The sequence below is a fragment of the Acinetobacter gandensis genome (assembly GCF_001678755.1).
Taxonomy (GTDB): Bacteria; Pseudomonadota; Gammaproteobacteria; order Pseudomonadales; family Moraxellaceae; genus Acinetobacter; species Acinetobacter gandensis.
On record NZ_LZDS01000012.1, the window covers coordinates 15,854 to 35,452 of the forward strand.

The 19,599-nt window shown below is 41.1% G+C and carries 17 protein-coding genes, 4 tRNA genes and 2 pseudogenes; 14 read left to right on the forward strand and 9 right to left on the reverse strand.

Annotated features, from left to right (window positions below; genetic code table 11):
• Positions 1 to 16: 16 nt before the first annotated feature.
• The 4 genes and pseudogenes from A9J31_RS15330 to A9J31_RS05060 form a co-directional block, all read left to right on the forward strand.
• Positions 17 to 163, forward strand: a pseudogene (locus A9J31_RS15330) (xanthine phosphoribosyltransferase); the annotation flags it as partial.
• Between the two features lie 72 nt (positions 164 to 235).
• On the forward strand, positions 236 to 937 hold the full coding sequence (locus tag A9J31_RS05050) for an IS1 family transposase (protein ID WP_067762875.1): 702 nt from the start codon (positions 236 to 238) through the stop codon (positions 935 to 937).
• 27 nt (positions 938 to 964) lie between these two features.
• Positions 965 to 1,402 (forward strand): annotated as a pseudogene (locus A9J31_RS05055) (xanthine phosphoribosyltransferase); the annotation flags it as partial.
• 272 nt (positions 1,403 to 1,674) lie between these two features.
• On the forward strand, positions 1,675 to 2,079 hold the full coding sequence (locus tag A9J31_RS05060) for a hypothetical protein (protein WP_425394345.1): 405 nt from the start codon (positions 1,675 to 1,677) through the stop codon (positions 2,077 to 2,079).
• A gap of 47 nt (positions 2,080 to 2,126) precedes the next feature.
• On the opposite strand, the gene wrbA is transcribed toward A9J31_RS05060, so the two are convergent.
• On the reverse strand, positions 2,127 to 2,723 hold the full coding sequence (wrbA, locus tag A9J31_RS05065) for an NAD(P)H:quinone oxidoreductase (protein WP_067762878.1): 597 nt from the start codon (positions 2,721 to 2,723) through the stop codon (positions 2,127 to 2,129).
• Positions 2,724 to 2,838: 115 nt separating this feature from the next.
• On the opposite strand from wrbA, the gene A9J31_RS05070 reads away from it, so the two are divergent.
• Positions 2,839 to 4,086, forward strand: coding sequence for a YihY family inner membrane protein (locus tag A9J31_RS05070; RefSeq protein WP_067762879.1), 1,248 nt, complete (start codon positions 2,839 to 2,841; stop codon positions 4,084 to 4,086).
• Positions 4,087 to 4,148: 62 nt separating this feature from the next.
• On the opposite strand, the gene A9J31_RS05075 is transcribed toward A9J31_RS05070, so the two are convergent.
• Positions 4,149 to 5,081 carry a DMT family transporter gene (locus A9J31_RS05075; protein WP_245668207.1) on the reverse strand — a complete coding sequence of 311 codons (933 nt, stop codon included), beginning with the start codon at positions 5,079 to 5,081 and terminating at the stop codon, positions 4,149 to 4,151.
• 103 nt (positions 5,082 to 5,184) lie between these two features.
• Here A9J31_RS05075 and A9J31_RS05080 point away from each other — a divergent pair, with 103 nt between their 5' ends.
• Positions 5,185 to 6,000, forward strand: coding sequence for an AraC family transcriptional regulator (locus A9J31_RS05080; RefSeq protein WP_067762880.1), 816 nt, complete (start codon positions 5,185 to 5,187; stop codon positions 5,998 to 6,000).
• A gap of 87 nt (positions 6,001 to 6,087) precedes the next feature.
• Entirely contained in the window at positions 6,088 to 6,885 is a 798-nt protein-coding gene (locus A9J31_RS05085; RefSeq protein ID WP_067762881.1) for a tetratricopeptide repeat protein, read from the forward strand.
• Positions 6,886 to 6,959: 74 nt separating this feature from the next.
• On the opposite strand, the gene A9J31_RS05090 is transcribed toward A9J31_RS05085, so the two are convergent.
• Together A9J31_RS05090 and A9J31_RS05095 are read right to left on the reverse strand one after the other, a co-directional pair.
• Complete coding sequence (locus A9J31_RS05090) at positions 6,960 to 7,601, reverse strand: fumarylacetoacetate hydrolase family protein (protein WP_067762882.1); 642 nt, start codon at positions 7,599 to 7,601, stop codon at positions 6,960 to 6,962.
• Positions 7,602 to 7,629: 28 nt separating this feature from the next.
• Complete coding sequence (locus tag A9J31_RS05095; RefSeq protein WP_067762883.1) at positions 7,630 to 8,127, reverse strand: YcxB family protein; 498 nt, start codon at positions 8,125 to 8,127, stop codon at positions 7,630 to 7,632.
• 166 nt (positions 8,128 to 8,293) lie between these two features.
• Here A9J31_RS05095 and A9J31_RS05100 point away from each other — a divergent pair, with 166 nt between their 5' ends.
• Positions 8,294 to 9,592 carry a hypothetical protein gene (locus tag A9J31_RS05100; RefSeq protein WP_067762884.1) on the forward strand — a complete coding sequence of 433 codons (1,299 nt, stop codon included), beginning with the start codon at positions 8,294 to 8,296 and terminating at the stop codon, positions 9,590 to 9,592.
• Positions 9,593 to 9,692: 100 nt separating this feature from the next.
• Here A9J31_RS05100 and A9J31_RS05105 read toward each other — a convergent pair.
• Positions 9,693 to 9,769 (reverse strand) — tRNA-Arg (locus A9J31_RS05105).
• A 348-nt stretch (positions 9,770 to 10,117) separates the two neighbouring features.
• On the opposite strand from A9J31_RS05105, the gene A9J31_RS15560 reads away from it, so the two are divergent.
• Positions 10,118 to 10,258 (forward strand): hypothetical protein, encoded by a 141-nt coding sequence (locus A9J31_RS15560; RefSeq protein WP_155857599.1) that lies wholly within the window; start codon positions 10,118 to 10,120, stop codon positions 10,256 to 10,258.
• Between the two features lie 93 nt (positions 10,259 to 10,351).
• Here the strand turns inward: A9J31_RS15560 and A9J31_RS05110 are convergent.
• The 3 genes from A9J31_RS05110 to A9J31_RS05120 all read right to left on the reverse strand — a co-directional run bounded on the left by A9J31_RS05110 (position 10,352) and on the right by A9J31_RS05120 (position 10,657).
• Positions 10,352 to 10,428: transfer RNA gene (locus A9J31_RS05110), tRNA-Arg, on the reverse strand.
• Between the two features lie 47 nt (positions 10,429 to 10,475).
• Positions 10,476 to 10,552: transfer RNA gene (locus A9J31_RS05115), tRNA-Arg, on the reverse strand.
• A gap of 15 nt (positions 10,553 to 10,567) precedes the next feature.
• A tRNA-Ser gene (locus A9J31_RS05120) sits at positions 10,568 to 10,657 on the reverse strand.
• A gap of 265 nt (positions 10,658 to 10,922) precedes the next feature.
• Here A9J31_RS05120 and rnr point away from each other — a divergent pair.
• The 5 genes from rnr to A9J31_RS05145 all read left to right on the forward strand — a co-directional run bounded on the left by rnr (position 10,923) and on the right by A9J31_RS05145 (position 17,193).
• The gene (gene rnr, locus A9J31_RS05125) at positions 10,923 to 13,343 is read left to right on the forward strand and encodes a ribonuclease R (RefSeq protein WP_213029709.1); all 2,421 of its coding nucleotides are present in this window, start codon (positions 10,923 to 10,925) and stop codon (positions 13,341 to 13,343) included.
• Between the two features lie 162 nt (positions 13,344 to 13,505).
• Positions 13,506 to 15,545, forward strand: a complete 2,040-nt coding sequence (locus A9J31_RS05130) for a M3 family metallopeptidase (protein WP_067762886.1) — start codon at positions 13,506 to 13,508, stop codon at positions 15,543 to 15,545.
• Positions 15,546 to 15,585: 40 nt separating this feature from the next.
• Positions 15,586 to 15,795: a YheV family putative zinc ribbon protein gene (locus tag A9J31_RS05135; RefSeq protein WP_171256675.1), complete on the forward strand. Its 210-nt coding sequence runs from the start codon at positions 15,586 to 15,588 to the stop codon at positions 15,793 to 15,795.
• Positions 15,796 to 15,811: 16 nt separating this feature from the next.
• Positions 15,812 to 16,249: a hypothetical protein gene (locus A9J31_RS05140; RefSeq protein WP_067762888.1), complete on the forward strand. Its 438-nt coding sequence runs from the start codon at positions 15,812 to 15,814 to the stop codon at positions 16,247 to 16,249.
• A gap of 62 nt (positions 16,250 to 16,311) precedes the next feature.
• Entirely contained in the window at positions 16,312 to 17,193 is an 882-nt protein-coding gene (locus A9J31_RS05145) for a DMT family transporter (RefSeq protein WP_067762889.1), read from the forward strand.
• 72 nt (positions 17,194 to 17,265) lie between these two features.
• Here A9J31_RS05145 and A9J31_RS05150 read toward each other — a convergent pair whose 3' ends face one another.
• Positions 17,266 to 19,467 carry a TRAP transporter large permease subunit gene (locus A9J31_RS05150; RefSeq protein ID WP_067762890.1) on the reverse strand — a complete coding sequence of 734 codons (2,202 nt, stop codon included), beginning with the start codon at positions 19,465 to 19,467 and terminating at the stop codon, positions 17,266 to 17,268.
• Positions 19,468 to 19,599: the final 132 nt, after the last annotated feature.

A 19,599-nucleotide genomic window follows, 5' to 3' on the forward strand; every position in this document is an offset into this window, starting at 1 on the left:
CCTCGAGGATTCTCCCGTGCACGCTCTGGAACAGAAAATCTTAGCTGAAGGTATCGTTCTCTCTGAAGAAGTTCTGAAAGTCGATTCTTTCTTGAACCACCAAATTGACCCTGTAATGATGCAGCAAATTGGTCAAGAATTTGCCCGTCTATTTAAAGATGCGGTGGTGTATCAGAAAGTATGCTGAGTTAATAAAGGAGAGTGACAGCCGAAGCAAGATGATATATTTGAGGTTATGAAGACACAAATACAGATCAATTGCCCCGACTGTCACAGTCCCAGTTTAAAGAAAAACGGCAAAAAAAGCTATGGCAAGCAGAACTATCAATGTAAGGACTGCAAACGCCAGTTTATTGGCGATCATGCCCTAACTTATAACGGCTGTCACTCTAGAATAGAAGATAAAATACGGCTAATGACAGTGAGAGGCTGTGGCGTCAGAGACATTGCTATTATAGCCTCAGTTAGCATTGGTAAAGTGCTTAGCACCATAGGCTCATCTGTTTATAAGATTGCGCCTAAGAAGCGCTATTATGAACGCTTAGAGGTTGATGAGTTTTGGACTTACGTGTATCGCAAGAAGCGTAAAGTTTGGCTTATTTATGCTTATGACCGCGCTACCAATGAGATTGTCGCTTATGTCTGGGGCAAACGTGACTTGAAAACAGCTAAGAAGCTAAGAGCCCGTCTTAAACAACTGAAAGTCAGCTATGGCTCTATTAGCATGGATAACTGGGATAGCTTTATAACCGCATTCAAGCCTGACAAGAAACAAATCGGCAAGCAGCATACGGTAGGCATAGAAGGTAATAACTGTCGCCTTAGGCACCGATTGCGACGAGCCGTTCGAAAGACCTGCTGCTTCTCAAAGAAGTTTGATAACCACTTTAAGGTGTTTGATTTGGTATTCTTCTATGTCAATTATGGCTATGTCTGATGCCAGCATACTTTTTAGAACACCACCAAAGATGCTGGCATTACCAAAATCATCACCATTGAAGCTTCAGGTATTGCACCTGCAGTTATGGCGGGTCTTGAACTTGGTGTTCCTGTGATTTTTGCACGTAAATATCAGTCTTTAACATTAAAAGACGATCTATACCGCTCTAAAGTATTCTCTTTCACGAAACAAACTGAAAGTACGATTGCAATTTCTAAGAAACACATCAACGCTACTGATAAAGTTTTAGTCATTGATGACTTCTTAGCTAATGGTCAAGCAGCATTAGGTTTAGCCGACCTTATTCATCAAGCAGACGCTGAAGTACTCGGTATTGGTATTGTGATTGAAAAATCATTCCAACCAGGCCGCGATATTTTGCTTGAAAAAGGCTACCGCGTAGAATCATTAGCACGCGTTAAATCACTCGCAAATGGTACTGTCGAATTTGTTCGTGACTGATTTATTTCAGCACGATAATAAAATGAGAACACTTCGGTGTTCTTTTTTTTGCTTTAAATCTGCCATAACCGTGACAGAACCAGCATTTTCTTGGCACTTTGTTACAAGCTGACTAAACATCTTTTACAGAAAATCGATAAAATTCAGTGAAAATGTAGTGATTGATCATATTCGTCAAGGTTTTGACCCTGAAATTGATTTAAGCTGCAACACAAATTCAGCCACATTATTTATTAAGGCTACAGGATGTTATGAATACAGAAAATCAATTGATGGAACACGCTGTAAAATGCCCAAAATGCGGTTCAACAGATGTTGAAAAACGTAACCACGAACAAAACTTACAAAAAATTGGTGGGGTCTTACTCAGCGGTGCAGGAACAGCAGCCGGCACAGTGGGTGGTGCTGCGTCTGGCGCATCTATTGGCGCAGCCATTGGTGGTGTTACAGCTGGCCCACTTGGCGTGATTATGGGCGGGACAATTGGTACATTTGTTGGGGCGATTAGCGTTGGCATCACAGGCGGCTTTTTAGGCCATCGCTTTGGTAAAAAAGCAGGTGTGATTGTAGATCAAAATATATTTTTAGATTACCAATGCAAGGCCTGCAAACAACGCTTTGAAGTTGAATCTCAACCTGAAGATGCAGCAAAAACTGAAGATCAAGACAAATTTTGATTGCTGCTAAATTAAATAAGAGCGTTTCTACGCTCTTTTTTATTTCATCATCCTGCAATTAATTTTTTAACTACTTCACCCAGTCGTTTACCCTGATCTTCACATAAGGCACGTTCATCTTGACTTAATGTTTGATCATGGCGTGCCCCACTAACATGACTCGCACCATAGGGTGTACCGCCAGTTTTAGTATTCGACAATGCAGGATGGGCATTACTCAAACCCATAATCATCATGCCATGATGAAATAAAGGCGGCAGCATGGTCAGTAAAGTGCTTTCTTGCCCACCATGCATTGAACCTGAACTGGTAAATACGCATGCCGGCTTACCATGCAATGCCCCGTTCAACCAAAGCGCGGTAGTTTGATCTAAAAAATATTTCATTTCTGATGCCATATTGCCAAAACGTGTTGGTGAACCCAGTGCTAGGCCAGAACAATTCGCCAGATCATCTAATGTGCAATAAATATCACCTTCAGCAGGAATACTTGGTTCAGCTTCTTTTACCATAGTCGAAAGATTCGGAACAGTGCGAATCTTCACAGCCATACCTGTCGCTTCAATACCATTGGCAATCAAATGCGCCATTTCCCGTGTAGAACCATATTTGCTGTAATACAACACCAGTACATATGCTTGCATGATTTTTATTAATTCGATTAAAAAAGAAAACTATACGGTATTTTTCCTATTTTTTGGTTAAGCTAAACCATGAAAATTGCATAAACATGAATAAAATAACTCGAGACCGATACGCATGATCGAAGCATTTTTAAAAAAACTTCCCTTTTATGACAAGAAATGGTTTCAATTTATTTTATTTGTCATTCGCCGCTTTGAGGCTGATCGTTGTCGTGAACAAGCTGGCTCTTTAACGTATACCACCCTGTTTGCTGTGGTACCGATGTTGACGGTTTTCTTGGTTATTATCTCTTCCATCAATGCCCTCGAACCCGCACGTCAACAGTTACAACAACTGATTTATAGTAATTTCTTACCAAAAACCACCATCGCTTTTGATAAAGCCCTCAATGCCTTTACTGACAAATCCAGCAATTTAACCGTCATTGGTGTGCTGTTTTTATTCGTCACCACAGTGATGATGCTGACCAGTATCGAAACCGTGTTTAACCGTATTTGGCGAGTGCGTGAAACGCGTGGCGGCATCATTGGTTTCATGCGCTATTGGACTATTATTTCCTTAGGACCGATTTTACTCGGCAGTGCCTTTGTAGTGTCATCAACTTTGGCGTCCATGAATGTGCTGAGTAATAATTTTGCTGGTTATGAACTCGATGGTGCTTTTTTACTGTGGGTCATCTCCTTTTCATTAACCATTTTAGGTTTCTTTATTTTGTACTGGACCATCCCCAATCGAAGTGTACCGATTAAAGCAGCTTTGATTGCCGGTGTATTTAGTGCGGTGGTTTTTGAACTTTTGAAAAATTTGTTTGGCTTTGTCATGTCAAACTTCACCAGTTATCAAATTGTCTATGGTGCTTTTGCTGCCGTCCCCATTTTCCTACTTTGGATATTTTTGTCTTGGAATATTGTACTGATTGGTGTGGAAATCAGTTATGCCCTCACCGCCTTTAATTCAGGCAAGGACCAAAAGCGCCATCCCGTGATTATGCTGATGGACTTACTCGAACTGTTTTATAAAAAACAAAAAATTGGTGAAAGTGTTTCTGAGAAAGAAGCTCTTGAAGTTTTAGGTCGCGATGAAATTGGACGACTGCCAACCTACATGGCTTTATTTGAAAAGCAAAGTTTGATTAAGCGCACAGATGACGATCGCTATGTATTGGTACGTAATTTATCGCAAGTGGATTTTTGGAGTTTCTATAGTCATTTACCCTATCCACTTCCAGACCGCCAAGACCTTGGTAATGTCTGCCCAGACGATGAATGGATGCAAAAAATTGGTCCGCAGCTCATTGAGTCTGACGACTATCTTGCCGCGAAACTCTCCATTCCACTGTCTAAAATATTTGAAGAAAAATAACGCCACATGAACAAAAAAAGGAGAGCAATGCTCTCCTTTCAATAGATTAATGTGTAAATACTCTACCAACCCGCAGATTTCGTATGCGGAATAAATTTGGCCAGCCAACGGTGCAAGGTCACGGTCATCACACCTAACATCACCAAGGCTGTACCAATTATAAAATTCAGTTCAATTGTTTCGTTTAAAAATACAATACCAAACACCATACCAAAAATAGGTGTTAAAAAAGAAAATACACCTAAACCATTGGCACGGTATTTACTGAGTAGCCAAAACCATAGCATCAAACTAAAAAACGAAATAATAAACACATGGAAAAGCATGCTACTGATCGAGATAGCCGTCCAATGTAAAGTGGTTTGACCTGTAAGCCAAGCCACAGGCAAGAGGAATACAAAGCCACCCACCAACTGATAAAATAATGTCTGAGTCGGTGGTGCATCAGCCAATTTACTTAAACGTAGCGATATGGTTGTTAATGCCCACATTACACCCGCAAGCAATGCCATGACATCGCCTATTAACGCTTGAGCGTTATAACCGGCATTACCCTCTCGCCCTATAAAGGACAGCACAATACCTGAAAATGCTAGGAAAATACCGCCCCATTGAATTGGACTTAACTTTTCATCGGGTAATTTCCAATGTAAACCCAAGGCAACAAAAATTGGTGCGGTATATAGTAAAACCACTGTATGTGATGCTGAAGTGAAACGAAGTGACTCAGCCACTAAAATAAATTCTGCGGAGAATAAAAATGCCAACCAGATTCCAGGCATTAAATATTCACGCGTATATAAATGTGTGCCAGCTTTTAAGCGAATTAATGGAAAGACCAGCAACGCAGCAAGACCTGAACGAATGGCAATTTGCATGATGGGTGCAATATCAGCAGCAGCTAACTTAAGTACCACCTGCTGCACTCCTAAAATCATGCACAAAATAATCATCAGACCTGATGCTTGCGCATCAAGTGCTTTACGCTGTTCCACAAGATTCACTCGATAATATGATAGATGACACTATAAAGCTGTCTGAAATAAAATATATACTTCAATACAGACAAGATATCTTCTTATTCAGGCAAATTTAATCATGCGTCATAAAGCTCATTTAGAAACAGCATCATTGAAGCAACTGCCAACCAATGACCTCATTCAAGCCCCCCTTTGGATGAGCTTTCGTAACGACCCTGCTTTGTCTGTCTATCCTGTCCATGGGCATGCGTGGGGAGAATTCGTTTATGCCTTTAATGGTGTGATGGAGGTCAATATTGACCACATCGATTATATTACACCACCACCGTACGGCATTTGGTTGCCGCCAAATTTAGAACATAGCGGTTTAAACCGTACTGCTGTTTCCCATGGTACGTTATATATTCATGAATCTTTATGTCACCAGCTTCCCAAGCAAGCAGGAATCTTACTCAGCTCGCCATTAGTCACGGCATTATTTACCCATCTTAGAGTTCTACATGACAATCCTGAGCTAGATGAAAATTCGGTTGAATATCAGCGCTTATTACACGTCTTGCTCGACCAACTTCATCAAGCCAATTTAGTCAGTAGTTATTTACCGCACTCCGAGCATCCTGCGCTAAAACAAATTTTAGACTTTCTCCATCAACATCCTGCCGATCAAAGCACTTTAGATGAATTGGCCCAACGCATTAACATGACAGAGCGTACCCTTGCACGCTACTGCCAAAAAGAATTAGGCATGTCTCTACATGAATGGCGTCAACGACTTAAAGTGACCAAAGCCATGACAATGCTGAATTCTGGCCAAAAAGTCGAAAGTATCGCGCTCGAACTGGGTTATGCCAATGCATCCGCCTTCATTAATATGTTCAAAAAATGGATGCTGTGTACTCCTGATCAATTTCGTAAGTCAGGGCTCAGTGGATAATTTTTGCAAATTCAAATTAGTTTACGCAATTGTCTTTTCAATGCATTCATTTATGCTGTACTTATCTTATAAAAATCAGCCAACTTAATGAAAATACATCATAAAAATTATATTTTAGCCCTTTGTTGTAGCTTATTACTCCTCAGTGGTTGTAGCTCAAAAGCACAACGTGAATTTAATGCTGCCTTAAAAACCGCTCAAAACGGAGATGCCATTGCGCAAATGAAGGTGGCGGATTTTTATTTTTCTGGCACAGGGACAGATCTAAATATTGATGAAAGTGTGCATTGGTATGAAAAGGCTGCACGACAAGGTCATCATCAAGCTTTTGCTTGGCTGATGGGGCAAGCTTATAACAACAATGCAGCAGCTAATAAAGTAATTCAAGCCTTACAAAATGAAGGCAACACACTTTTCGCCCATTGGGTATTAGCCACGGCAAAACAGACTGGCGATAGCAATGCGCAATATGCGGTCGGTTGGATGTATTACACAGGCAAAGGCTTAATCAAAGACAGGCATCAAGCCAATCTTTGGTTTAAAAAAGCTGCTCAACAAAATAATCTTCTCGCCATTAAAGTTTTGGGTGATCAGCATTATTTTGGTGAAACAGAATACGCCAACGACCAACAAGCAACGACCTATTTAAGCCAAGCTGCAAATGAAGGAAAAGATGCTGATGCAGCGATGAAAATGGCACATTATTATCATTATGATGTACGTGATGGTGAAATGGCACGGCAATGGTATGCCAAAGCAGGTGCATTGGGAGATGCCGATTCAAAACGCATGGCAGAAAGCTATGACGAATGGAAAGCCTCCGGCCCGCTACAACCGAATGAGCTACCAAATACAAGTGTTGATCAAACAGCTCATCATGAATAACTGATTCAATGTTTCAACCGCAAAAATAAAAAAGGCTGCACCAAGCAGCCCTTTATTTAAGTCACCGATGAAGATTACTTCACAAAGGTTTTCCACACGTAGTCTTGATCTTTACCTTTAAGCGTCATGCTTAATTGATCACCTGCATTTAATGCAGCAACACCTGCTGGTGTACCCGTCATGACCACATCACCCGCTTCTAAGCTAAATACTTGGCTAATATCTGCAAGCAATATACCCACATCAAAAATAAGCAATGCGGTATTACCTTTTTGGCGCAGCTCATTGTTAATTTCAAAGGTGTAATGCACATCTTTCCAATCAGTTACCACATCTGCTACATCAACCCAGTCCGCAAGCATACATGAACCATCGAAGGCTTTTGCACGCTCCCAAGGATGACCTTTTTTCTTCAAATCATCTTGTAAGTCGCGTAAGGTTAAATCCAAGCCTAATGTCACTGCACCTACCGCTTCTAATGCTTTTGCAGGATCAGTTTCAGCCTTCAAAGGGCGGTCAATACGTAAACTTAATTCGCATTCATAATGACAGTTGCCCCACTCTGCGTTCCAAGCAATGCCGTCCTCTAAAGAAATGAGTGCACTCGGTGGCTTAATAAACAATACCGGACGATCTGGAATAGCATTGCCTAACTCTTTGGCATGATCGGCATAACTACGACCCACACAAATAATTTTAGATGGACGTGATGACATGGGCTTCCCTCCGATGAAATGTTTAAATTTATTTTTTAAAAGTATTCACAAAGATACTTTGATCTGCCGGATTAGCAAAAGCACTTTTAGGCACAATGATGACCGTCTTGCTTTTTAATTCGATCATATAGGTGTGTTTTCCTTCAGCAAAAGTTGCAACTTCAGCATAATTGAAGACATTTTTACGACCGTTGGCATGAATCTCCGCATAGTCTTGAAATAAATCAATACCTTGCTCACTTTTGCCTAATTGATATTTTACAAACTGACGTTTAAACATCATCGGTAAAAACCAATAGCGCATTAACCCTTGTAATAACAAGAAAAATGCACCAAGCCCCACATAGTAAGCACCAACACCATTTACACCAAGGTAAATACCCCAAATGATAATCCCGACACTAATCGCAGGCGTTAAAAAGCGAGTAAATTGCTTTTTGCCAAAGGTTGCCAATGCAAAACCATCCTGTGATTCTTCAAGATTTAAAAAATAGCGCAGTGATAATGCTGGTTGAGTCTCAGACATAAGCGTAAATACATGAAAAGTTAATTTGGGCTAAATACTACACCACATTTCTATTGATCTTCATGCTTTTTAAGCTTTGGATGTAACACTTCACTACTTTCAAACACGCAAAAAATGTTTTAAAACATCTGCAATAAAAAATACGCAGATACAGGAAGTATTGCAGATGAAAAAAATAATAATATCTGTGCTGCTATGTACGTGCTGGATGAGCACGACAAGTTGGGCACGCATGATTCACTGGCAAGCTGATGTACCAAGCAGCCTTGATTTGTTTCAGGGTCAAGCCCATGCTTTAGCTGATCTGGCCGCAGATCGTATCGTCATTTTTGCCCATCCAACCCAACACATTCGCTTACCCACCATGGGCACTCGTCAAAGTAAAATTGGGCAATACCAAAGCGCTGCGGTGGTCGTTCCAACTAACAGTAAAAATGTCGCGCGACTGCTGTCGAATTACAGCAATTATGCTGGCTTATTTCCCACGCTCAAATCCGCTGAAGTCGTTGAGCAACACGGTAATCTCAGCCAAGTACGCTATAAAATTCATATCCCAACCCCGATTCCGGTACTGAATTTTAAAGAATCAGTATTGATGCAGCACCAACTTCAGGGCAACAGTTTGACCAGTTTAATTTTAGAAGCACCTGTTCCCTTTGGTGCAGGGAAAATTGAATGGTTTGAACTGGATAAAAATCACACCTTAATTACCATTACCCAGTGGGGCGATCTCGACCAGCCAAAAGGATTTTTATTCAGTAAAATTTTAAAGGCTTTACCAGATGCCAAATTGGGAATACCCGCAGGAACCAATGGCTTCCTTCTTGAATCCTTACAGCGTCGCTTCAAAGCATTTAGCAGTGAAACACTTGCCGCTGGTCAACTCCCAAAGCTGCAACTTAATCGTAACCAACTTGAAAAAATCAGTCAGCTGAGTCAACGCTCTCAAGCACCAGTGTCATTTATCCTACCTGCTCAGCGTGTTCCCTACGGGCAAAATTATGAACTTATGCGCTTTAGTAGCAGTTATCAATATTACTCGCAAAATCCATCTAAGCTACAGCACTGGATAGCTGCACCTGCATTTCAAAAACTTTTTCCAAGACAAGTCAAAGAAATGCAGATTACCAAACTTAATGCAAAGACCATTGATGCAGACTATAAAATTTCAGTTGGTCTTGGGGTAATTAATATCCCCTTCGATTTTAAAATGCGTTTTGATTATCCAGATTTGTTGCAAAACCAATATACCGCGACAGGGGGTGATCTACAGTTTGTCCGAGGTTCAATGCAAATTCATCCACAACAGCAAGGTTCTTTATTACAACTGACCAGCGCCATGAAAATTGATGATAAAGCACCGTTTTTACTACGTGCAATGCGCAGTCTGCCTTATCACGATATGCTTCCAGCTTTGGGTGGAAATACGGTTTTTGCATTGAAAGTTAAAGAAAAACTCAGCTAGTGAAATCAACTGAATGATGTGAAATTATATAATCGGTTTTAGCTATATTTCAGACACAAAAAAACCGCAACATGTGCGGTTTTTTCTAACTTGATCAAGTTGGTGCGCTCAGAGAGATTCGAACTCCCGACCCCTTAGTTCGTAGCCAAGTGCTCTATCCAGCTGAGCTATGAGCGCGACGTCTTGATGTGGCTCATTATACGTGATTATTATTATTTGTTAAGTGCTATTTTAATAAAATTGATACAACTGCCTAGATATTAAACATTAATAGCTTTGAAGTATTAAAAATTAAGCAAATGTAGTCGAGCTATGCTTATTTTATATGACAACGTTCTACCCTTTTGAATGATTACACAGAAAAATAATAAGACCATCACAAAACACTGGTCTTTAAAGACCAGCATCACAGATCCAACTTAAACACTCAACACCTAACATTCAATCATTAAATAACAAAACCAAAGCAGCGAATTTAATCACTGCTGCAAAACTCAGGCATTGATTTTATTGGGGTAAATTTTTATGTACTATTTTCTATGTGGTACTTTTCTATTTGGTGCTGTAAATTTTGTTCATCATATTGACCGATCATTTACCAACCTAAAACCAATACGCATTGGCTATGCACTCATTGCACTTGATGGCTTTCGCTCTATCCACTGACTTGCACAGACAATCATGGCATTGTTAAATATTTGATGTAACTCAAATTTCAGGCACAAAAAAACCGCAACATGTGCGGTAATTTGTTCAAGTTGGTGCGCTCAGAGAGATTCGAACTCCCGACCCCTTAGTTCGTAGCCAAGTGCTCTATCCAGCTGAGCTATGAGCGCTAAACTTGTGTGCCTTTAACGGCTTACGTTACTTTAAACTTACTTATTGGTGCGCTCAGAGAGATTCGAACTCCCGACCCCTTAGTTCGTAGCCAAGTGCTCTATCCAGCTGAGCTATGAGCGCGACATAAGTAAATCGTGGCGGTGAGAGAGGGATTCGAACCCTCGATACAGTTGCCCGTATGCATCCTTAGCAGGGATGTGGTTTCAGCCACTCACCCATCTCACCGTAACGTGCGGCCATAATACAAAGATCGAGGGGGGACTGCAAGCTCCGTCTTTATATTTTTTTCATTTTTTTGTTCAATTAGATACTTTTTAAACGATTTGAATAAATCCTTCTGATAAAAGTCGATATTCCGTCCATCTCTACGGCTTTTCATGCTTAAACATCGTAAAATATGTTTTGAAAACACTTTATTGCAATCAATTACGTGCAGTATCGCGCAGCATGTCTTATGCTAATCCTAATCTTCTAATTTGAAGTCAAATACATTATGAAAAACTGGGTCGACCCCGAAGCGAAAGCTGAAGCCGAACGTTATGAAAATCCAATTCCGAGTCGTACTTTAATTCAAGAGACGATTGAACAACTGAATACTCCCCTATCTCATGCTGATTTTGTGGAGCACTTTGCAATTGCTGATCAAAAAAGTATTGATGCATTAAGTCATCGTCTGATTGCGATGGTTCGTGATGGTCAGTTGATGAAAGATGGATTTAAGTTCCAGCTTGCAGCTGAGCAACCGACTCATGAAGCAACGGTTTATATCAATTCTAAAGGTATGGGAACTGCAAGTGTCAGCGGTTCTGACGACTTATTATTACCAGAGCGTGAGCTACGCCAAGTATTTAATGGCGACCGTGTTAAAGTACGTCAAACTTCAGTTGACCGTAAAGGTAAAGCGTGGGGCTTTATTACTGAAGTATTGCAACATCGTGTTAAACAAATTATTGGTAAAGTGTCGGAATATGAGGGTGAATATTTTATTCAACCTGCCAATCCAAATGCACACCAACCGATTACCCTCGAAAAAGAATTAATTGAACATGCCAAAGTAAAATTAGGCGATTCAGTGCGTGTCGAAATTGACGACTACCCAACCAAAGAAGAATTTGCGACAGGCCACATTATTCAGTCTATGGCGGACAAAGCAGATACTGAAATCATCATTCCACAAACCATTTTGGAATATGGTCTGCCTTACGAATTCCCTGATGAAGTTCAAAAAGAAGCCGATAGCTTTAAAGAACCATCAGAACAAGATCGTCAAGGTCGTGTCGATTTACGTGATTTAGCTTTAGTCACCATTGATGGTGAAGATGCCCGTGACTTTGATGATGCGGTATATGCTGAAAAACGTCCGGGTGGCGGTTATCGTGTGGTGGTTGCGATTGCCGATGTGAGTCACTATGTTCGTCTAGGTAAACCATTGGATGATGAAGCGCAGGAGCGTGGTACTTCGGTGTACTTCCCTCACTTCGTTTTACCGATGTTACCAGAAGCACTTTCCAACGGTTTATGTTCGCTGAATCCAAACCTGGACCGCTTATGTATGGTTTGTGATTTGAATTTATCACGTGCCGGTCGTGTGACGAAATTTGAATTCTATCCGGGTGTGATGCATTCCAAAGCACGTCTGACCTATACCCAAGTTGCGGAATACTTCGATGGCAACAGTCAAGCCATTCCAGAAGACCGTGATGTACGTAAATCAGTCAATACTTTATTCCAACTCTATCAAGTCCTCAAAGGCTTACGTGCTGAACGTCATGCCATGGAATTTGAAACCGTTGAAACGTATATGACCTTTGATGAGCTGGGTGGTATTAAAGAAATCCTACCGCGTACACGTAATGATGCACATAAGCTAATTGAAGAGTGCATGTTACTGGCAAACGTTGCCGCAGCTGAATATGCATTGAAAAATGAAATTCCGATGCTTTACCGTGTACATGAGCCACCAGAGTTTTCACGTATTCAAAAGGTTCGTGACTTTGTTAAATTGCTGGGCTTACCGTTCCCTGAACAACCAACGCAAGCAGATTATCAAGCCGTAATTGAAGCAACCAAAGACCGTATTGATGCCCCGAGCATTCATGCCGTTTTATTACGCTCCATGATGCAGGCATATTATGGTGCCAATAATTCAGGACACTTTGGTTTAGCATATGAGGCTTATACTCACTTCACATCACCAATTCGTCGTTATCCTGACTTATTACTTCATCGTGCGATTAAAGCACAATTGAAGAAAAAACCATATCCTATTTCAGGTGCTGCTTTAGATGATGCGGGTGAGCATTTCTCTGCGACTGAACGCCGTGCTGATGAAGCCTCTCGCTCTGTGACTACATGGTTAAAATGCCATTATATGCAGCAGCATTTGGGTGAAGAGTTTGTTGGTACCATCAGTGCAACAGCTGAATTTGGCCTATTCGTGACCCTCAAAGATTTGTACGTCGATGGCATGATTCATGTTAGCCAATTGGGTGATGACTTCTTTGTTTATGACCAAGCCAGTCAAAGTCTTGTCGGTCAAGCACGTGGTCAAGCCTTTAGTTTAGGAGATGAAGTCAAAATTAAAGTTGCGGGGGTAAATCTCGAAGAACGTAAAATTGATTTTGAGTTAATTCAGCAACTGAGCCACGGTGGTCGCGCTATTCGTGCACGTGCGCCCCGCGTTGCCAAAGCTACAGCGAAAGAAGAAGTTTTTGGTGAGCGTAAAACTACGGCCAGCGAAGATGGAGAACAGCCCATACGACGCAAAAAAAGCAAATCGAAGCCCAGTTCTTTCGGCAAAAAACCTGCTAAAAAATCTGCAGCAAAGTCTGAAACAAAGGCTAAAGATAAAGTGAAGAAAAAATCTAAACCGAAAAAGAAAAAATCCAATGCAAAATCATCTGCGGATTAAGGTTTAGAAATAAAGAGCGCTTCGGCGCTCTTTTTTATCTTTATAAAATCCCCATATTCCAAAATAGCTAGAAAAAACCAATTAAAAAGGACTGAGCCTTGATTTCCTTAGCTTGAAGCCTTACTTCTATAGTTAACACAAGAGATTAATGTAGACATCAACATGACTTTAGAAAAGGCAACATTACCTGTTCCACAATTTGACCAAATCACATTGGAACAGCTGAAAGAAAAAATTCAAAGCGCCATTCAACAAGGTCAGCAATTTCTCAATGAATTAACAGAAGTCCCTGATTCGATTCAGCAACAACTGAATACCTTAGAACAAGTTGATCGCCTAGAAAATAATATGAGCGAAGCTTGGGGCGTGTTGTCACACTTAAATGCCGTGATGAACAATGCTGAAACCCGTGAACTGTATCAGTCCTTATTACCAGGCCTAAGTGAGTACTACACTCAACTAGGTCAACACACTGCTTTATATCAAACCTATCAACATGCGCATGATAATGGTTTATTTGATACCTTCCCTGCAGCACAGCAAAGTGCGATTAAATTAGCACTCCGTGATTTCAAACTTTCAGGTGTGGCTTTAGAAGGCGAAGCCAAAAAGCGTTATGCTGAGATTTCAGCACGTTTGTCACAGCTATCATCAGACTTCTCCAACCATGTTTTGGATGCAACCCAAGCCTACTTTAAGCCTTTAACAGAAGCTCAGTTAAAAGGTTTACCTCAAGGCAGCATTGAATTACTCAAACAGTATGGTCAGCAACGCGAATTACACCAAGCTGTCGCAACATTAGATTTTCCTTCATACATCGCAATTATGACCTATGCGGAAGATCGTGACGTCCGCGAAGCATTGTATAAAGCATATACCACTCGTGCGTCTGATCAATCTGAGCAAACTCAATTTGATAACACACAAGTAATGGAAGAAATTCTGCAACTACGTCAGGAAATGGCGACGTTATTAGGTTTTAATAACTACGCCGAACTTTCATTGGCCAGCAAAATGGCGCCCAATGTCGAAACGGTCGATCAGTTCCTCATTGAACTAGCAGAACACGCACGTGCACCAGCGGAAAAAGAAATTGCTGAACTCAAAGCCATCGCTGCACAGGACGGCATAACAGAGCTGCAACCTTGGGATGCAACCTATTATTCTGAAAAGCTCAAGGTCCAACAATTCAATCTGTCTCAAGAAGATCTCAAACCCTATTTCCCTGCACCTAAAATCATTCAAGGTTTGTTCAGTATCGTCAACCGTCTATACGGCATTGAAATTATTCAACGTGAAGCGCCAGTATGGCATACGGATGCTCATTACTTTGAACTTGAAGATCAAGGCCAAGTGATTGGTGGTTTCTACTTTGACCTGTATGCGCGAAGTGGCAAACGTGGCGGTGCGTGGATGAGTGGTTTCCGTTCTCGTATGCAAACTGAGAAAGGCTTACAAAAGCCAATTTGCTATATGGTGTGTAACTTTACCCCACCTGTAGGTGACCAACCTGCACTATTAACCCATGATGAAGTCACCACTCTATTCCACGAGTTTGGACATGGTTTACATCACATGCTGACTGAAGTGGATAATATTGCTGTGGCAGGCACACATGGCGTGGCATGGGATGCGGTGGAATTACCTAGTCAGTTCATGGAGTTTTGGACGTGGGATCAAGAAAGTTTAGATCTACTCAGCGAACATATCGAATCAAAACAAACATTACCTGCTGAGTTACTTAAAGCTCTACAAGATGCTCGTTTCTTCCAATCAGGTATGCAAACCTTACGTCAAATTGAATTTGCCATGTTCGACTTAAACATCCATAAAGCAAACCCTGCTTTAGATGCATCTGGTATCCAATCGACCTTAGACGAAATTCGTCAAAAATATGCTGTTGTACCAACTGTTAGTTACAACCGTTTCCAACATGGCTTCAGTCATATTTTCGCAGGCGGCTATGCAGCTGGTTATTATTCATACAAATGGGCAGAAGTTTTGGCCAGTGATGCCTTCGATCGCTTCGAAAAAGAAGGAATTTTTAACACTGCGACTGGCAAGTCTTTTAGACAATTTATTCTAGCAGTTGGCGGAAAAGATACAGCACTTGATGCATTTATCAATTTCCGCGGACGCGAGCCAAAAATAGATGCTTTGCTTCGTCATCAAGGTTGGACTAACGCATCTAAAAACGCTTAAACTAACGACCTTAGTTAGATTCAAGGTAAGTATGATGACCATTAAACGACGTTTCATTGCAGGCGCTAAATGTCCAAAATGCCAGGCGATGGACCGGGTTGTCATGCTCACCTCTGGTGAAGACGAGTGGATTGAATGCATTGATTGTGGTTACAGTGAAAATCGACCGACTCATGTCGATCAACCTGAACAACCCGCCGTGCCAGACGATATCGGTGTGATCCAATTTAAGCCACGTCAGCCTAAATAAAAATTAAGGTCAAACAATGACAGAAGATCAAAGACATAATCCAAAATTGTTAGTTGGAATCATTGGGGGCTTAACCATTCTGATTGCAGTATTTTTTGCATATCAATGGTTCAGCAGCAATACTGAACAAAATAATGTTCATGAAGAAGAGATGGTTACTAAGCCTGCAAAACCGGCTGTGGCTACGCCAATTGAATCTATGTCAGAAGCCTCAGCACCATTAGCTGAAACTGAAATGGTTAAACTGGTAGAAGAAAATATCACTGAACTTCCTGTTCCAGAGAATGCTTCCTTGGCGAAAGAAGAAATTGCCAAACTGGATGACATTCAATCTCAGTTAAATGATCAAGAAACAACATTAAAGCAACAACATAATGATGCTGATGAGTTAATCAAACTCAAAGAAGAACAAATCAAATTACTTGAAGCGCAGTTAGCTCAACAAGCTAAATAATGCAGCAGTATAATTCGCACTATATGGGCTAGAATACCAACAGATATTCTGGCCTTATTTTTATGTCTTACATCTCCAGTACACCCAACATTCCCAAAGCCATTGGCTTACTCATGCTTTCTGCATTGCTGTTTTCTTTAATGGGTGTTTGCATTCGCTATGCGTCACATACCGTGGACAATGCCAGCATTGTTTTCTTTCGTAATGTGGTCGGATTATTTATTTTTCTGCCTTTTATTCTAGGTAAAGGTACAGTATTTTTTAAAACTGAAAAACTCTGGATGCATACTTGGCGCTCTGTCGTCGGCTTGATTGCCATGTATGGATTTTTCTACGCCATTGCAAATCTAAAACTATCAAATGCCATGGTCTTTACCTATTCCTCTCCCATCTTCATTCCATTGATTGCTTGGCTATTTTTAAAAGAAAAAATGACAGCATCTATGCTGTTGGCCGCCATCGTTGGCTTATTTGGCGTGCTATTCGTCGCCAAACCAGATGCAGGAATGTTTAACCAATTGTCTTTGATCGGCCTTACTGCCAGCTTCCTTGCTGCGATGGCGTTTGTCACTGTACGAGCCCTCACTGCAACCGAGCCACCCGAACGTATCGTCTTTTATTTTTGCTTTTTCGGTACACTCATTTCAATGATTCCCATGTTTTGGCTGTGGCGACCATATACTTTAAAGGAACTGGCCTTTTTAATCGGTGCCGGTCTACTTGCCAATATCAGCCAAATTGTGATGTCCAATGCCTACAAATTAGCACCTGCAGGTCAAATTGGCCCTGTGAATTATGTCGCCATCATTTTTGCAGGTATTTGGGGATATTTGATGTGGCAAGAAGTTCCTGATCTATATAGCTTAGTCGGTTTTGCTTTTATCTTAATAGCGATTATTTTGTGTAGTCCCATTTTACAAAGCAAACTAAAAAAATCCGAGTAACAAACGCTACAAACTAAATAAAAAAGCACCCGAAGGTGCTTTTTTAAGTTTTAATGGGTTTAAGCCAAATTTTTATTTATACCAATCAAATAATTTGAAAATGTAAGGTGCGTACGTCACGATCAGTAGCGATGGGAACAATACCAAAATCGGTAAAATCCAACGCTCATAACGGTAGTAGAAATTGGTGTATTTCTCTTTTGCTTCCGCATCTGCTGCACGCACTTCTTCGTCCCCGACCGACAATCGCGTCAGCAAGTGATTCAATGCAACAGGTGGAGATACATAGCCCAACTCGAATGCAACCAATACAATCATCCAGAAATGAATCGGATGGATACCATTTTCATAAGCCACAGGTGCAATCGTTGCCGCCACTAGAATCACCGCACCAAATGGGTCTGTCGTCATTCCAATAATTGCCAGTAGAAGTGCAATGAATGCCAATGAAATGTAGATATTACCTAAATGTGTCGGTAACAATTCCACAATTTCAGTACGCTCGATTAAACCACCAACACTTGCTGAGAGTGCCATCAAAATAATCAAAGCACCAATATGTCCAACCGTTTCAGAAGACGCATACCAAATTGAACTGCGGAACCCACGACGGTTGACCCCATGCCCACCATGTTCACGCATAAATTCAGATTTTTGTTCATGCTGCAAACTAAGCTGTGCATGCGCATCGACGGCCTGAGGTGTAAAACGATCTGAGAACCAGCGATCAAACATGATGTAGACAATTAAAATGATAGGCAACACAACTGGTGCTGTGAACTCGTCCATTTGGGTGTCTAGACCGTATTTATAGAAAGCAATCACAATCAGTGTCAGTACGATGTAAGGGATTACTGGAACGAATGCTTTTAACATGCCCGGAACAGCAACTTTTGGCGACGCAACACGGAAGCGCGTTTCAGCCAAGAACAGTGAAATACCGAGGAATAAAAATGCCGTTAGCCAGAAGACATAAATACCATGATCAAATAATTCATCCGAGGTTACATGACGACTATCTAACATCGAAATTAAGATAATCAATAGACATGGACGAATCACTACACCCAATGAGCCTGACATCGCTGAAACAGCCAGAGCAAACTGACGACGTGAACCTGCATTCCACACTTCTTTATAAATGATCGCACCTGCTGCAACAACGAAGATCCCCGATGCACCGGTATAGGCGGTAGGAATTGCGGCAGCGATTAGTATCAACCATGTCAATGTTTCAGGCGCTAGATTCCATGGACGTAAAATTCCAAGGAACAAATCCATCACACGGGTTTGTGTCAGCAACATCCCTGCCCAAATAAACAGTGCAAGGTTTAAGAAAATGCCTGAGAACTCAACCAACTGTCCAAGGTAAATCCCTTGCCCCATTGGATAATCCATGAAGAAGGTAAAGGCAATACCTGTGATAATGGCCATAAAGGCATATAAAGGTACACTCAATAATGCCAAACCAATATTTCCGGCCCCTGGCTCTTTTGCTGCAGGTGGCTTGAAAAATTGATAAATACTAATCAGTGTGACAATTCCAAAGAGTGCTAACCACAACCAATATACTGCCAAGGTTTCATTGGTCGATTTCACCCCAGAGTTCAACACAGAATTGAATTGGCTATACACAGAGAATGTCAGTAAGCCGTTACCAATCGCCATGAACAATGCATAAACTTTATAATCCAAGCGAGTGGTCGGTGCACGAAGTCCGATATGATGGAATTTGACTGAAGCAGTAATCGCTGAAACCAAAACCATCAACAGTAAAATCAGGACACGGTTTTCAGAACCAAATTTAAAAATACCAAAGAACGTCGTTTCAATCGCACGGTAAGTACGAATACTTGGATGTTCATCTAAGTAATTTTTAGCTTTGTCATAAAATTGGAATTTTTCTTCACATTGCTGTACGCCCGCCATGACAGAAGCACGTACATCTGCTTCAGTCGCTGTCCCAAAAATATCAGCAAACTCATCAGCAGCATTGGCTTTCATTTGTGTTTGTACCAACGCATCTACGTTGGGGTGGCGGTCACAATCTGGCTTTGTGGGTTCCGCACGTAAGAATGAATATTGCATGCCAATGCTTTCATTGCCGTACAAACGCTCACCAGTACGTAAAAGCTGACCATGAATCATCTCCCCTGTACCAATAATCAATGTAAGCAGAAGCAAGATCAACACGACTAGAGTCGAAATCCATTCTGTCCAGACATAACGTAACAGCCCGACGATGCCGGATCTGTTGTGTTCATCATTTTGCATGAGTCTTCCTATTTTTTATTTTGGATGACTGCATCAACAGTTCATCCCTGTCCTTTTTGGCTTGAGTATTTCCTTCCTCTTGCCACACTGTTTTATTATTGCCTTTCAATGTGCATGAATTTGATCAGAATA

Bases quoted from the DNA above. Each gene is read 5' to 3' on its own strand.
- A9J31_RS05050 (WP_067762875.1), top strand. From the start codon at position 236: ATGAAGACACAAATACAGATCAATTGCCCCGACTGTCACAGTCCCAGT.
- A9J31_RS05060 (WP_425394345.1), top strand. From the start codon at position 1,675: ATGGAACACGCTGTAAAATGCCCAAAATGCGGTTCAACAGATGTTGAA.
- wrbA (WP_067762878.1), bottom strand. From the start codon at position 2,723: ATGCAAGCATATGTACTGGTGTTGTATTACAGCAAATATGGTTCTACA.
- A9J31_RS05070 (WP_067762879.1), top strand. From the start codon at position 2,839: ATGATCGAAGCATTTTTAAAAAAACTTCCCTTTTATGACAAGAAATGG.
- A9J31_RS05080 (WP_067762880.1), top strand. From the start codon at position 5,185: ATGCGTCATAAAGCTCATTTAGAAACAGCATCATTGAAGCAACTGCCA.
- A9J31_RS05085 (WP_067762881.1), top strand. From the start codon at position 6,088: ATGAAAATACATCATAAAAATTATATTTTAGCCCTTTGTTGTAGCTTA.
- A9J31_RS05090 (WP_067762882.1), bottom strand. From the start codon at position 7,601: ATGTCATCACGTCCATCTAAAATTATTTGTGTGGGTCGTAGTTATGCC.
- A9J31_RS05095 (WP_067762883.1), bottom strand. From the start codon at position 8,127: ATGTCTGAGACTCAACCAGCATTATCACTGCGCTATTTTTTAAATCTT.
- A9J31_RS05100 (WP_067762884.1), top strand. From the start codon at position 8,294: ATGAAAAAAATAATAATATCTGTGCTGCTATGTACGTGCTGGATGAGC.
- A9J31_RS15560 (WP_155857599.1), top strand. From the start codon at position 10,118: ATGTACTATTTTCTATGTGGTACTTTTCTATTTGGTGCTGTAAATTTT.
- A9J31_RS05130 (WP_067762886.1), top strand. From the start codon at position 13,506: ATGACTTTAGAAAAGGCAACATTACCTGTTCCACAATTTGACCAAATC.
- A9J31_RS05140 (WP_067762888.1), top strand. From the start codon at position 15,812: ATGACAGAAGATCAAAGACATAATCCAAAATTGTTAGTTGGAATCATT.
- A9J31_RS05145 (WP_067762889.1), top strand. From the start codon at position 16,312: ATGTCTTACATCTCCAGTACACCCAACATTCCCAAAGCCATTGGCTTA.
- A9J31_RS05150 (WP_067762890.1), bottom strand. From the start codon at position 19,467: ATGCAAAATGATGAACACAACAGATCCGGCATCGTCGGGCTGTTACGT.